12 protein-coding genes are annotated in these 11,939 nt (G+C 71.6%); 6 read left to right on the top strand and 6 right to left on the bottom strand.

Annotation, left to right across the window (positions count from 1 at the left end):
• The first annotated feature begins 29 nt into the window (after window positions 1–29).
• A complete protein-coding gene (locus tag HQQ88_RS04225; protein ID WP_173168697.1) occupies window positions 30–1,469 on the top strand; it encodes a GuaB1 family IMP dehydrogenase-related protein in 1,440 nt (479 codons plus the stop codon).
• A 161-nt stretch (window positions 1,470–1,630) separates the two neighbouring features.
• Here HQQ88_RS04225 and HQQ88_RS04220 read toward each other — a convergent pair whose 3' ends face one another.
• From HQQ88_RS04220 to HQQ88_RS04205, 4 genes are all read right to left on the bottom strand, one after another.
• Window positions 1,631–2,668: a hemolysin family protein gene (locus HQQ88_RS04220; protein WP_123294216.1), complete on the bottom strand. Its 1,038-nt coding sequence runs from the start codon at window positions 2,666–2,668 to the stop codon at window positions 1,631–1,633.
• On the bottom strand, window positions 2,665–4,059 hold the full coding sequence (locus tag HQQ88_RS04215) for a hemolysin family protein (RefSeq protein ID WP_173168696.1): 1,395 nt from the start codon (window positions 4,057–4,059) through the stop codon (window positions 2,665–2,667). Before HQQ88_RS04215 ends, HQQ88_RS04220 begins: the two co-directional genes overlap by 4 nt.
• 157 nt (window positions 4,060–4,216) lie before the next feature.
• Window positions 4,217–5,299, bottom strand: coding sequence for an NADH:flavin oxidoreductase/NADH oxidase (locus HQQ88_RS04210; RefSeq protein WP_173168695.1), 1,083 nt, complete (start codon window positions 5,297–5,299; stop codon window positions 4,217–4,219).
• Between the two features lie 10 nt (window positions 5,300–5,309).
• Window positions 5,310–5,942 (bottom strand): HAD family phosphatase, encoded by a 633-nt coding sequence (locus HQQ88_RS04205; RefSeq protein ID WP_173168694.1) that lies wholly within the window; start codon window positions 5,940–5,942, stop codon window positions 5,310–5,312.
• Window positions 5,943–5,966: 24 nt separating this feature from the next.
• Here HQQ88_RS04205 and HQQ88_RS04200 point away from each other — a divergent pair, with 24 nt between their 5' ends.
• The gene (locus tag HQQ88_RS04200; protein WP_132100235.1) at window positions 5,967–6,827 is read left to right on the top strand and encodes an ADP/ATP-dependent (S)-NAD(P)H-hydrate dehydratase; all 861 of its coding nucleotides are present in this window, start codon (window positions 5,967–5,969) and stop codon (window positions 6,825–6,827) included.
• A gap of 265 nt (window positions 6,828–7,092) precedes the next feature.
• Here HQQ88_RS04200 and HQQ88_RS04195 read toward each other — a convergent pair whose 3' ends face one another.
• The gene (locus HQQ88_RS04195; protein WP_173168693.1) at window positions 7,093–7,803 is read right to left on the bottom strand and encodes a YceI family protein; all 711 of its coding nucleotides are present in this window, start codon (window positions 7,801–7,803) and stop codon (window positions 7,093–7,095) included.
• 105 nt (window positions 7,804–7,908) lie between these two features.
• On the opposite strand from HQQ88_RS04195, the gene HQQ88_RS04190 reads away from it, so the two are divergent.
• Window positions 7,909–9,174 (top strand): glycosyltransferase 87 family protein, encoded by a 1,266-nt coding sequence (locus HQQ88_RS04190; protein ID WP_173168692.1) that lies wholly within the window; start codon window positions 7,909–7,911, stop codon window positions 9,172–9,174.
• Window positions 9,171–9,479 carry a thiamine-binding protein gene (locus tag HQQ88_RS04185; protein WP_123294222.1) on the top strand — a complete coding sequence of 103 codons (309 nt, stop codon included), beginning with the start codon at window positions 9,171–9,173 and terminating at the stop codon, window positions 9,477–9,479. The genes HQQ88_RS04190 and HQQ88_RS04185 overlap by 4 nt, the downstream gene beginning before the upstream one ends.
• Window positions 9,480–9,541: 62 nt before the next feature.
• Here HQQ88_RS04185 and HQQ88_RS04180 read toward each other — a convergent pair whose 3' ends face one another.
• The gene (locus HQQ88_RS04180) at window positions 9,542–9,736 is read right to left on the bottom strand and encodes a hypothetical protein (protein ID WP_173168691.1); all 195 of its coding nucleotides are present in this window, start codon (window positions 9,734–9,736) and stop codon (window positions 9,542–9,544) included.
• A 124-nt stretch (window positions 9,737–9,860) separates the two neighbouring features.
• Here HQQ88_RS04180 and HQQ88_RS04175 point away from each other — a divergent pair, with 124 nt between their 5' ends.
• Entirely contained in the window at window positions 9,861–10,046 is a 186-nt protein-coding gene (locus HQQ88_RS04175) for a hypothetical protein (protein WP_173168690.1), read from the top strand.
• A gap of 306 nt (window positions 10,047–10,352) precedes the next feature.
• Window positions 10,353–11,618 (top strand): MFS transporter, encoded by a 1,266-nt coding sequence (locus HQQ88_RS04170; protein ID WP_173168689.1) that lies wholly within the window; start codon window positions 10,353–10,355, stop codon window positions 11,616–11,618.
• The last annotated feature ends 321 nt before the right edge of the window (window positions 11,619–11,939 follow it).

The raw sequence follows: 11,939 nt of genomic DNA, 5'->3' as shown, positions 1-11,939 counted from the left end.
CCTCCGGGCGGAGCCGTACAGTGGGGCCCATGAGGTTCTACGAGACGCGGCCGACACACGACCTGACCTACTCCGACGTCTTCCTCGTCCCGAGCCGTTCCGGCGTGACGAGCCGCTTCGACGTTGACCTCGCGTCGAACGACGGCAGCGGTGCGACGATCCCGATCGTGAGTGCCAACATGAACTCGGTCACGGGTCCGCGCCTCGCCGCGACCCTGGCCCGGCGCGGGGGCCTCGGCGTCCTGCCGCAGGACATGCACCTGCAGGACCTCGACGCCGCGATCCGCTGGGTGAAGGACCAGCCGGTCGACTACGACACCGCCTACGACATGGGCTCGTCCACCACCGTTGCCGAGGCACTCGAGCAGCTGCTGCCCGTCGCCGGTCGGGGCGTGGTGGTCCGCGACGCCGCTGGGGAGTACCTCGGGTGCGTCCCCGCCAGCCGGCTCGGCGACGCCGGTCCCGACGCGACGCTCGGCGACCTGCTGCACGGCGCCTCGACCGCGATCGACGCCGAGGACGCCGGCACGCCCCGCCACGTCTACGACGTGCTGAGCGGCGCCGAGGTCGACTTCGCACCCGTCGTGCGGCACGGCAAGGTCGTCGGCACCACGAGCCGGACCAGCGCCATCCGCTCGGACATCTACACGCCGGCCGTCGACGCCTCGGGTCGTCTGCGCGTCGCGGCCGCGATCGGCATCAACGGCGACGTCGCCGCCAAGGCGCAGGCCCTCGCGGCCGCTGGGGTCGACGTGCTCGTGCTCGACACGGCGCACGGCCACCAGGAGAGCATGCTCCGCGCGCTCCGCACCGTCGCGGGGCTCCGGCTCGGCATCCCGCTCGTCGCCGGCAACGTCGTCACCGCCGACGCCGTCGCCCACCTCGTCGACGCGGGCGCGGACATCATCAAGGTCGGTGTCGGGCCCGGCGCCATGTGCACCACGCGCATGATGACCGCCGTCGGTCGGCCGCAGTTCTCCGCCGTCCTCGAGACCGCCGCCGCCGCCCGGTCCCTCGGCGCGCACGTCTGGGCCGACGGCGGGGTGCGCTACCCGCGCGACGTCGCCCTCGCCCTGGCGGCCGGCGCCTCGGCCGTGATGATCGGCTCGTGGTTCGCCGGCACCCTCGAAGCGCCGGGCGTGCTCCGTCGCGACGCCGCCGGCAAGGCCTACAAGGAGAGCTGGGGGATGGCGTCCGCGAAGGCCGTCCGCGAGCGGTTCGAGCGGCTCGACCCGTACGAGCGGGCCCGCAAGGAGCTCTTCGCCGAGGGGATCTCGTCGTCGACGATCTACCTCGACCCGGAGCGCCCGAGCGTCGAGGACCTGCTCGACATGATCACCACGGGCGTCCGGAGTTCCGCCACCTACGCGGGCGCCGCGTCGCTGGCCGAGTTCTCCGAGCGTGCCCTGGTCGGCATCCAGTCCGCCGCCGGCTACGAAGAGGGCAAGCCGCTCCCCGTCAGCTGGTAGCGCGCAGGCGGGTGCGGCCCTGGTCGCGACCACGAACGGACGGGAGGCCCGTGGCGAGACCGCCACGGGCCTCCCGTCCGCCATCGCGAAAGCGACAGTTCCCTGCGGAACGTTCGCGGGAATCTGTCGCTTTGGCGGGACTGGCGGAACTGGCGGTGCGGCTACCGGCGTCGGGTCGCGTCCTCGACCTCGCCGACGAGCTCCTCGAGGATGTCCTCGAGGAAGAGCACACCGAGGGTCCGGCCGTCGGCGTCGAACGCCCGCGCGACGTGGCGGCCAGCAGCCCGCATGGTGGCCAGGGCGTCCTCCAGGTCCATCTCCGTGTAGAGCGAGATGAGCTGGCGGATGCGCTTCGGCGGCACCGGGTCGTCGAACTCGTCCGGCCGCAGGTCGATGACGTCCTTCACGTGCACGTAGCCCGTGGGGGAGCCGTCCTCGCCGACGAGCACGTACCGCGAGAACCCGCGCTGCGCCACCGCACGCTCGACGTCCGCTGGGGTGGCGTCCTCGGGCAGGGTGACGAGCTCGGCCATCGGCACGGCGACGTCGCGGACCTTCTTCTCGGTGAACTCGAACGCCAGGGCGAGCTTGCCGTCGTCGGTCAGGGTGCCCTCGCGGCGGGACTGCTCCACGATGGTCTGCACCTCTTCCACCGTGAAGGCGCTGACGGCTTCGTCCTTGGGCTCGACGCGGAACAGGCGCAGCACGGCGTTCGCGACCTCGTTCAGGCCGACGATGACCCAGTGCAGGCCGTGGCCGATGTACCAGAGCGTCGGCACGAGCAGCAGTGCTGCCCGGTCCGGCATCGAGAACGAGATGTTCTTCGGGACCATCTCGCCGAACACCACGTGCAGGAACGAGACGAGCAGCAGCGTGACCACGAACGCCACGGTGCCGATGACCTCGACGCTCCAGCCCGTCAGGTGCAGCGGCACCTCGAGCAGGTGGTGGATCGCCGGCTCGGAGACGTTCAGGATGAGCAGCGAGCAGACCGTGATGCCGAGCTGCGTGGTCGCGAGCATGCGAGTGGCGTGCTCCATCGCCCACAGGGTCATCTGCGCGGCCTTCGAGCCCTCTTCTGCGCGCGGTTCGATCTGCGATCGGCGGGCGGAGATGACGGCGAACTCGGCGGCGACGAAGTACGCGTTGCCGAGCAGCAGCACGAAGAGCCAGAAGATGCCCCACCAGTCGGAGCTCATCGGGTGCTCTCCTTCGTCTCGGACCGCTTCGCGGTCTTGGCGCCGGTCTTCGTGGCGGGGATGATGATGGCGGTCGCCGCGGTGTCCGTCGGCGGGGGCGTCGGGGTCCAGCGGATGCGGTCGATCCGGCGGCCGTCCAGGCGCTCGACCCGGAAGACTCCGCTGTCGAGCGGGACCTCGTCACCGACGACGGGCAGGCGGCCGAGCGTCGACATGAGGAAGCCGCCGACGGTCTCGTACGGGCCGTCCTCCGGCACCTTCACGCCGGCGCGGTCCTCGAGCTCGTCTGGACGCAGGAGACCGGGGAAGGTCAGCCAGTCGCGGGAGCGGACCACGTCGATGCGCGCGCGGTCGTGCTCGTCGGAGACCTCGCCGACGATCTCCTCGATGAGGTCCTCGAGCGTGACGACCCCCGCGGTGCCGCCGTACTCGTCGACCACGATGACCATCTGGTAGCCGCGGCCGCGGACCTCGGCGAGCAGGGTGTCGCCCGGCATCGTCTCGGGCACGCGTTCGGCATCGGTCATGAGCGCCCCGACGGGGACCTCCGGGCGCTTCTCGCGGGGGACGGCGACGGCCTGCTTGACGTGCACGATGCCGACGACGTCGTCCGCGTCCTCCTCGATGACGGGGAAGCGGCTGAAGCCGGTCTTGCGGGCGAGGGCGATGACGTCCTGCGCGGACTCGGACACCCGGATGGTGGAGAGCCGCGGGCGCGGCGTCATCACGTCGCTGGCGCTGAGTTCCGAGAACGAGATCGTCCGCTGGAGGAGCGTCGCGGTGTCCTGCTCGAGCGACCCCTCGGACGCCGAACGGCGGAGCAGCGAGGTGAGCTCCTCGGCGCTGCGAGCACCGGAGAGTTCCTCTTGCGGCTCGATGCCGATCGACCGCAGCACGGCGTTCGCGGTGCCGTTGAGCACCGCGACCGCCGGCTTGAACACGGTCGTGAAGGCGATCTGCAACGGCACGACGAGCTTCGCGGTCTGCAGCGGCAGCGCGAGCGCGAAGTTCTTCGGTACGAGCTCGCCGAGGATCATCGACAGCAGGGTCGCGATGACGAGCGCGATGATCGATCCGACGGTCTCGACGATGCCCTCGGGCAGGTTCATCGCCAGGAACGGCGCCTCGAGCAACTTCGCGATGGACGGCTCGAGCAGGTAGCCGGTGAGCAGCGTGGTCAGCGTGATGCCGAGCTGCGCACTGGACAGGTGCGTCGAGGTGACCTTCAACGCCCCGATGACGGGTGCCAGGCCCGGCTCACCGCGGTCGCGACGCGCTTCGACGTCGGCGCGGTCGAGGTTGACCAGCGCGAACTCGGACGCGACGAAGACGCCGGTGCCGAGTGTCAGCAGGATGCCGCCGACGAGCATGACGATGTCGATCGGACTCATGATTCACCCCCGTCCGCGCACGGGGATGACGTGCAGCTCACCGAGTGAGCGGCGGATGAGTGAGGCGAAGAACTATTCGGGGGATCGTCCACAGTGCTGCCAATCGTACTGCCTGCCCGAGGGGCCGACCGAGGATCCGTTCAGGAAGGCCGCGCGTCTACGCCGTGACGCGCGCGCGGTGGTACTGCTGCGGCTCGTAGTCGACGGTCACGCCGAGCTCGACGGCCACGCGCAGCGGGAAGCCCGGGTCGCGCAGGAACTCGCGGCCCACCATCACCACGTCGGCCTGTCCGGTCGCGACGATCTGCTCGGCCTGGAAGCCCTCGGAGATCATGCCGACCGCGATGGTGCCGATGCCGGCGTCGCGCTTGATCGCCGCGGCGTGCGGCACCTGGTAGCCGGGGCCGACCGGGATCGGTGCGCTCGCGACGTTGCCGCCGGTCGAGACGTCAGCCAGGTCCGCGCCGTGCTCCGCAGCCCACCGAGCGACCTCCGTGGTCTCGTCGAGCGTGAGCCCGCCGTCCACCCAGTCGGTCGCCGAGAACCGCACGACGATCGGGAAGCCCTCGCCGACCTCGGCACGGACGGCGTCGAGGACCTCGAGCAGTGCCCGGGCGCGGTTCTCGAGCGACCCGCCGTACTGGTCCGCGCGGTGGTTGCTCAGCGGCGAGAGGAACTGGTGCAGCAGGTACCCGTGGGCGGCGTGGATCTCGACCAGGTCGAACCCGGCCTCGACGGCGCGGCGAGCGGACTGCGCGAACGCCAGCGCGACGACCCGGATGTCCTCGGCCTCGAGCTCGCGCGGGACCGCGTAGCCGTCGAAGGCCACGGCGGACGGGGCGACGGTGGACCAGCCGCCCTGGTCGGCGGGGACCGAACCGTGCGTGGACTCCCACGGGCGGAACGTCGATGCCTTGCGGCCGGCGTGCGCGAGCTGGACACCGGCGGCAGCGCCCTGCGCGTGCAGGAAGTCGACGATCGGCTTGAAGGCGTCGCGCTGCTGGTCGTTCCAGAGCCCGAGGTCCTGCGGGCTGATCCGGCCCTCCGGCACCACGCCGGTGGCCTCGACGACCACCGCACCGGCACCGCCCTTGGCGAAGCCGCCCAGGTGGACGAAGTGCCACGCGGTCGGCACGCCGTCCTGCTCCTCGGCCGAGTACTGGCACATCGGGGAGACCCAGATGCGGTTGCGGACCGTCAGGTCGCGGATGGTGATCGGCTCGAACAGGGCGTGCGTCACGCGGGACTCCTCAGGGGACGGGCGCCGGCTCGGCCGCGAGTTCCGTCAGGAACGACCGCAGTGACGCCGACGACGTGTAGTGGTGGCCGACCGCCCCGATCGCTTCCGCGCCGGTGGCGTTCTCGGCCCTGTTGTCCACGAACACCATCTGCTGCGGCTCGATTCCCAGACGCGCGCACGTGTCGCGGTAGATGGATGCGTCGGGCTTCAGGACGTGCTCCTCGGCGCTCACCACCACCGTCTCGAACAGCGAGCCCATCGGGGAGCGTCGGTACGGGTCACCGAAGTCGAAGCCGGCGTTCGACAGCAGCGCCACCCGGGTCCCCGCGTCGTGCAGCTCCTCGACGATCGCCAGGGTCTCCGGTTCGACCTCGAACCACCCGGTGAAGTCGACGGCCCAGAACCGGTGGATGTCCGTGATGCTCCAGTTCCGCCCGACGCGCTCGCCGATCGCCCGCCAGTACGCCACGACGGACAGGTCGCCGCGGTCGAGGTCGTGGCGGAGCTCCTGGTAGACGGGGAACAGCTCGTCGGCCGGCACCCCCGTCAGCTCGACGAGGGCATCGCGTGACGCGTGCGGCGTCCGGCTGATCACCTCGCCGTAGTCGAAGACCACCACGCGACCAGGCAGGAACAGGCTCATGCGCTCCACCGTAACGTGGGGCCGGTGAACGACTTCGTGCCCGTCCAGCCGTCCGATGCCGCCGCGTGGGTCACCGCGCCGACTGGGGAGTCCACCAAGTACCGCCGCGGGGTGCTCGGCATCGCGACCGGCTCCGACCAGTACCCGGGTGCCGCGGTGCTCGGGGTCGACGCCGCGGTGCACACCGGTGTCGGCATGGTCCGGTACGTCGGGCCGTCGCGGGCGTCGGACCACGTCCTGGCGCGTCGCCCCGAGTCCGTCGCCGGTGTCGGTCGGGTGCAGGCCTGGCTCGTCGGCTCAGGAATCTCGGCGTCGTCGCTCGGCGACCTGGACGACACGACCGCCTCGGGCTTCACGCACGCCTCGGACGACGGTGTCCCGGTCGTGGTCGACGCGGGCGCGATCCCGCTCGTCGACCTCGGCCCGCTCGCCGTCCTGACCCCGCACGCGGGCGAACTCGCGTCGTTGCTCGGCGTCTCCCGCGAGTCGATCGAGCAGGATCCCGCCGCCGCAGCGCTCCGTGCCGCCGAGCAGACCGGCAGCGTCGTGCTGCTCAAGGGCGAGCGCACGCACGTGGTCACGCCCGACGGGTCGGTCCGGTTGGTGGCGTCGTCGGCGACGCCGTGGCTCGCCGCCGCCGGTGCCGGGGACGTGCTCGGCGGGGTGCTCGGCGCGCTCGTGGCCGCGCGGCAGGGGTCCGTCGAGGCTGCGGGGTCGTCCCTGACGCCGTCGGACCTCGCGCACCTGGCCGCGTCGGCCGCGGTGGTGCACGGGCTCGCGGCGCGGCGGGCGTCCGGCGGCGGGCCGTTCCCGATGACCGGGCTCATCGCCGAGCTGCCCGGGGTCGTGCGGGACCTGGTCGTCGACGGCGACGCGCGCGGGTAGCGGTCGGTGCGCGTGCACCTTCCGACGATCCACGAGGTGATCGACGCGTGTTCTGTCGCAGGATGCGCACGCAATGGGTTCGTGCGCATGTTCCGACGAAACACCGCGGGTTCGACGGGTGGAAGGTCGCAACATGCGCACGCATGCGCGAGAGGGCGCGGCCTGGGACGCGAGCAGGGGACGGACGGGAGGCACGTGGCGGGGCCGCCACGGGCCTCCCGTCCGCCTGTCGCGCACGTCACGGGCGTGACGCGAGTTGCGGACGTCAGCTCGCGGGGGTCGCGTGCACCAGGAACTCGACCGTGCCGGAGTCGTCGACCTTCACGAAGCCGAGGCTCGGCGCCTGCACGCCGTAGTCCGAGAAGGTGACCGGGATCGAGCCGGAGATGTCGACGCCGTCGCCGTTCAGGCCGACCTGCAGGTCGGCGGTGACGTCCTTCGTGACGCCGTGCAGCGTGAGCTTGCCGGCAGCGGTGACCGTCGTCGTGTCCGAGCCGCTCGGGACCGCGTCGGCGATCGGCTCGGAGAGTTCGAACGTGGCCTCGGGGAAGGCGGCGGTGTCCATTGCGGAGTCGCGGAAGTAGGAGTCGCGCTGGTCGGAGTCGGTGGCGATGTCGGCGACCTGCACGGTGATCGTCGCCTTCGTGATGCTCGTGCCGTCGACGGTGGCGCTGCCGGAGACGCTGTCGGTGCGGCCGGTGACGGTGACGTCGGAGCCGTTCAGGACCTCGTGCAGGCGGTAGCCGGCCTCGGAGTCGCCGCCGACCGTCCACGCGCCGGACAGGTCGGAGTCGTCGAGGGTGGAGGCCTCGCGGCTGGCGGCCACGGACGGCGCCGCCGACGCCTTCGCGTTCTCGTTGCTCGTGTAGACGTTCGTCGCGACGATCGCCCCGATGACGCCGAGCACGACGACGGCGGCGATGACGGAGATCCAGATGACGGCCTTGCGGCGCCCGCGCGGGGTTTCGGTGGTCACGAGCAAGACGGTGACACGTCATGGTTGGGGGAGCCTGGGATTCCCAGCCGGTTCGGGTGTGCTCGCTGCCGGTTCGGGTGCGCTCGCTGCCGGTACGCTCGTTCGGTGCGCAGGACCGGGAACCCGTGGATCGAACGCGTCGGGTTCGTGTTGGCGTTCACCGCCGTGCACGCGGCGCTGTGGTGGCTGACCGCGATCTCGGCGAACCTTCCGCTCGGCGACGTCACCATCACCTACAGCCGGTGGATCGAGACCGGGCGGAGCGCGGACTTCTGGGTCGGGATCGACGGCGAGTGGGTCTACCCGATCCTGGCGATCGTGCCGATGGCCGCCGCAGCACTCGGTGGGATCGCGTCGATCGGCTCCGGGTGGCTGCTGCTGATGGTCCTGCTCGACGCCGTGGCGTGTTCGTTCCTGTGGCGGTTCCGGGCGCGCGGCGCGTTCGGCTCGCGTGCGGACGGCTCGTCGTCGCGTGGCGTGCGGGTCGTGTGGTGGTGGCTCGCCTTCCTGCTCGCACTCGGGCCGATCGCGCTCGGTCGCATCGACACCGTCGCGACGGTGTTCGCGCTGGTCGGGGTGGCCTTCGTCGCCTCGCGGCCGGCGGTCGCCTCGGCGCTGTTCACCGCCGGTGCGTGGACGAAGGTCTGGCCGGCCGCCCTCGTCGCCGTGCTGCTGCTCCTGCGCAAGGGGCACCGCCGCGGTGTGCTGGCTGGTGCCCTCGTGCTCAGCGCGCTCATCGTGCTCGTCGACGTGCTCTGGGGCGGAGCGCCGTACCTGCTGTCGTTCATCGGGGAGCAAACCGGCCGAGCGCTGCAGATCGAGTCGCCGCTCGCGACGCCGTTCATGTGGGCGGCAGCGTTCGAGGCTCCTGGTGCGGCCGTCTTCTACAACCAGCAGATCCTGACGTTCGAGGTCTCCGGTGCCGGCACGCACGCCGCTGCCGCGGTCTCGACGCCGCTGATGGCCCTCGTGGTCGTCGCCGGTGTCGTCCTCGCGCTGTGGGCCGCACGCCGCGGAGCCCGTCGGGCCGAGCTCGCGCCCGTGCTCGCGCTGCTGTTCGTCGCCGCGCTCATCGCCACCAACAAGGTCGGGTCGCCGCAGTACATCGGGTGGCTCGCCGTGCCGATCGTGTGGGGACTGGCGGCCGGGACGCCGAGTGTGCGCCGGTTCGTGCCGATCGCGATCGCCGCGCTCCCCACCGCCGTGCTGACGCAGCTGATCTACCCGGCCTACTACGACCAGGTGCTCACACTGCAGCCGTGGATGCTCGTGGTGCTGACGCTGCGGAACGTGCTCGAGGTGGCGATCCTGGCGTGGACCGTGGTCGAGCTGGTGCGGATGGGCCGGGGCGCGGGCAGGATGGACGCATGATCGTCGCCTTCTCCGTTGCTCCGTCCGGTGGTCCCTCCGAACAGGCGGACGGCTCCGTGCACGACGCCGTCGCCGCAGCCGTGCGGGTGGTCCGCGAGAGCGGCCTGCCGAACCGCACGTCGTCGATGTTCACCGAGCTCGAGGGGGAGTGGGACGAGGTCATGGACGTCGTCAAGCGTGCCACCGAGGCCGTCGGCGTCTACGGCACGCGGGTGTCGCTCGTGCTCAAGGCCGACATCCGACCGGGGCACACCGGCGAGATCGACGGCAAGCTCGAGCGGCTCGAGGCTGCGCTCGGCGAGTAGCGCTCAGCGGCCGGCGCTGTCGCTCGGCGCTCGCGTTCGGCGCTGTCGCTCGGCGCTCGCGCTCAGCGCTTGTCGCGCCGCCGTGCCCGGGTCCGACGGCGGGGGTCCGGCCCGAGCACCACGAACACCGTCAGCAGCGCGATGCCGGCGAGCACCGCGATGAGCACGATGACCATGCCCATCGGGTCGGTGGCGTCCTCGCAGTTCACGGGCGCGCCGGCGCGGCACGATGCGAGCACGGTGGTGGCGAGGGTCACGTGCTCATTGAACAACGAGGGCCCGCGCGACACGCCGACGCCCTCCCGCGGATGTCGGTGGTCGGGTGTCTCATGGCCCCTGTCGAGCCACATCCGGTGGCCCCGAGACGACGAGGAGCGCGTGATGACCCACGACGGCTGGTGCCCCGACTGCGACCTGCGAACGGTCGTCATCGACACGGACGAACAGGGCGAGAACGCCTGGGCCACGTGCGCCGAGTGCGGCTCCGGCTGGACGCACCGCGACGAGCTGCCCGATCTCGCACCCGCGTCGACGCGTCCCGCCCATACGGAGCGTCAGGCGGCCTGACCCGGTTCTCCTCGGGTACGACCGGGCCAGCCCGGTGCGACCCGTGCTGGCCGCGCACGGCGACTTCCGTTCGGCCTTTGGAGCGGTCTACACTGCTCGGACCGGATGGTCGTCGCCACCCGGACCGTCCCGTTCGCTGCTGAACCCGGACCGGCACCCCGCTCGGGCGTGGCCGCGTTGCCGATCGGCACGTGCGCCGCGACGACCGCGGGACGCCTCCGTCACCACCGTCGCCCAGGCGACACCGTCCAGCCGACACCCCGATCCGACGCCGCCCGTGCAGGACGTCGTCCGAGAACAGGCCCCATGTCACAGCTCACGCCTGCGCGTCGCACCGCCGCGCTCATCTCGCTCGCCCTCGGCGGCTTCGCCATCGGGTCGACCGAGTTCGTCGCGATGGGCCTGCTGCCGAACATCGCGCAGGCACTGCTGCCGCAGCAGTACGGCCTCGACCCGGACGCCGGCATCGCGCACGCGGGCTGGCTCGTCAGTGCCTACGCCCTCGGGGTCGTCGTCGGTGCTCCCACCATCGCGGCGATGTCGGCGAAGTTCCCGCGCAAGGGCCTGATCCTCGTGCTGCTCGTCGGGTTCGTCCTCGCGACGATCGCGAGTGCGCTGCTGCCGTCGTTCGGACTGGTGCTCGTCGCCCGGTTCGTGGCGGGTCTGCCGCACGGCGCCTACTTCGGCATCGCCTCGATCGTCGCGGGCGACATGATGGGCCCGGGCAAGCGCGGCAAGGGCATCGCGATGGTGCTGCTCGGCCTGTCCGTCGCGAACGTCGTCGGCGTCCCCGCGATCACCTGGGTCGGCCAGCTCGCCGGCTGGCGGATCGCCTACGGCGTCGTCGCCGCACTGTTCGCGCTCACGTTCCTCGCCGTCGCGGCCTTCGTGCCGAAGAGCGCCCGTGACGAGCACGCGACGATCGGCCGGGAGCTCCGCGCCTTCCGCGTGCCGCAGGTCTGGATCGTGATGGGCCTCGGCGCCGTCGGGTTCGGTGGGTTCTTCGCCGTCTACTCGTACATCTCGCCGCTCGTGCAGCACGTCACGGGCATGCCGGAGTCGTTCGTGCCGATCGTCCTGGTGGTCGTGGGCATCGGCATGGTCGTCGGCGGTGTGCTCGGCGGACACCTCGCCGACCACAGCGTGAAGCGCACGATCTACTTCGGCATGTTCTCGCTCATCGGCGCGCTGCTGCTCACGGTGCTGACCGCGCAGTGGCTCTGGGGCATGCTGATCGGCGCCTTCCTGCTCGGTGCGACCTCGTCGGCGATCCCGCCGGCGGTGCAGTCCCGCCTGATGGACGTCGCCGGCGACGCCCGGACGATCGCCGCGGCGCTCAACCACTCCGCGTTCAACATCGGCAACTCGCTCGGCGCAGCACTCGGCGGTGCGGTCATCGCTGCCGGCTTCGGGTTCGTCGCACCGGGCTGGCTCGGCATCGTCCTCGCGCTGCTCGGCGTCCTCGTCACGATGTTCAGCTACTCGGTCGAGCGTCGCACCACGCGCCGTGCGGCGCTGCGCTCCCCGTCGCCGAGCACCGGCCCGATCACCGCGCCGGTCCCCATCCACTGACCACGCGCGGGCGCCCCCAGCGCGGTTCGCGAAAGCGACAGTCTGCCGCGAACTGTTCGCCGCAGAGTGTCGCTTTCGTGGAACGGACCGCCGGCATCGGCGGCACCGTGTCGCTGCGGCGGGACAGACCGCAGGCCGGTCCCGATCCACTGATCGCGCGCGGTGGGCGCGCCCACGCACCGGACGGGAGGCCCGTGGCGACGCCGCCACGGGCCTCCCGTCCGATGTGGGTGCGGCAGACCGCCCATGGTGAGCAGAAATGGTCGGGTCCCGTGATGGGACCCGACCATTTGTGCTCACGAAGCGGGCAAGCGCCCATGT

Source organism: Curtobacterium sp. VKM Ac-2861 (genome assembly GCF_013204965.1).
Lineage (GTDB): Bacteria > Actinomycetota > Actinomycetes > Actinomycetales > Microbacteriaceae > Curtobacterium.
This window is presented reverse-complemented; position numbering and strand designations above follow the sequence as displayed.

Coding starts and splice junctions, on each gene's coding strand:
- HQQ88_RS04225 (WP_173168697.1), top strand. CDS start 30: ATGAGGTTCTACGAGACGCGGCCGACACACGACCTGACCTACTCCGAC.
- HQQ88_RS04220 (WP_123294216.1), bottom strand. CDS start 2,668: ATGAGCTCCGACTGGTGGGGCATCTTCTGGCTCTTCGTGCTGCTGCTC.
- HQQ88_RS04215 (WP_173168696.1), bottom strand. CDS start 4,059: ATGAGTCCGATCGACATCGTCATGCTCGTCGGCGGCATCCTGCTGACA.
- HQQ88_RS04205 (WP_173168694.1), bottom strand. CDS start 5,942: ATGAGCCTGTTCCTGCCTGGTCGCGTGGTGGTCTTCGACTACGGCGAG.
- HQQ88_RS04185 (WP_123294222.1), top strand. CDS start 9,171: ATGATCGTCGCCTTCTCCGTTGCTCCGTCCGGTGGTCCCTCCGAACAG.
- HQQ88_RS04175 (WP_173168690.1), top strand. CDS start 9,861: ATGACCCACGACGGCTGGTGCCCCGACTGCGACCTGCGAACGGTCGTC.
- HQQ88_RS04170 (WP_173168689.1), top strand. CDS start 10,353: ATGTCACAGCTCACGCCTGCGCGTCGCACCGCCGCGCTCATCTCGCTC.